2 protein-coding genes are annotated in these 929 nt (G+C 65.4%); both read right to left on the bottom strand.

Features of this window, described 5'->3' with window-relative positions; all coding sequences use genetic code 11:
* A partial coding sequence (locus HP547_RS28980) for a glycosyltransferase (protein WP_172288933.1) occupies positions 1-260 on the bottom strand: 260 nt, incomplete at its 3' end.
* The coding region (locus HP547_RS28975; RefSeq protein WP_172288931.1) for an FtsW/RodA/SpoVE family cell cycle protein at positions 250-929 on the bottom strand (680 nt) is incomplete at its 5' end. The genes HP547_RS28975 and HP547_RS28980, both read right to left, overlap by 11 nt.

Below are 929 nucleotides of genomic sequence, written 5' to 3'. Positions count from 1 at the left end.
GCCTGCAGCACGGCCTTGACCAGGGTGAAGGGCGCCTTGAGCAACGACAGCTTGCCCTTGCCGCGCAGGCCGCTGACCTGGATCAGGTGCAATGGCAGGCCAGCCTGGGGCACCAGCTCGTTCTCGATGCCACGCGGGGTGCCCAGCCAGTGCACGCTGTAGCCACGCGCCTGGAACTCACGGGCGCAGGCCAGGGCCGGGAACACGTGGCCCCCGGTGCCGCCCGCCATGATCAGTACGTTCTTGCCGTCAGCGGCCATGATTGGTCTCCTCGGCAAAATCGCTTTCGCTGAATTCGTGTTCCTCGCTGCCCAGGTGCGTGCGGCTTTCCCACTCGATGCGCAACAACAGCCCCACACAGGCGCAGCAGATCACCAGAGAGCTGCCCCCGTAGCTGAGGAACGGCAGGGTCAGGCCCTTGGTCGGCAGCAGGCCGACGTTCACGCCGATGTTGATCAGGAACTGGCCGATCCACAGGAAAGCCAGGCCGAATGCCATGTAGGCGGCAAAGAACTGCTTGGCCTTCTCGGCCCACAGGCCGATGTACAGCGCGCGCACGGTGACGAACACGAACAGCGCGATGGTCACCAGCGAGCCGACCACGCCAAGCTCCTCGGCCAGTACCGAGAACACGAAGTCGGTGTGCGCTTCGGGCAGGTAGAACTGCTTCTGCACGCTGTTGCCCAGGCCAACGCCCAGCCACTCGCCACGGCCGAACGCGATCAGTGCCTGGGTCAGCTGGTAGCCCGAACCGAACTGGTCGGACCAGGGGTCGGTAAAGGTGATAAGCCGCGCCATCCGGTAGGGCTGTGCCTGGACCAGCACGAATACCGCCACCACGGCCAGCACCACCATCAGGCTGAAGCGGAACAGCCCCACCCCGCCAAGGAACAGCATGGCCGCGGCCGCGCCCATCATCACTACGGTGG

This window comes from Pseudomonas sp. CM27, from assembly GCF_013179515.1.
Classification (GTDB): domain Bacteria; phylum Pseudomonadota; class Gammaproteobacteria; order Pseudomonadales; family Pseudomonadaceae; genus Aquipseudomonas.
The sequence above is the reverse complement of the archived record's forward strand: the minus strand, read 5'-3'. Positions and strand labels throughout refer to the sequence as shown.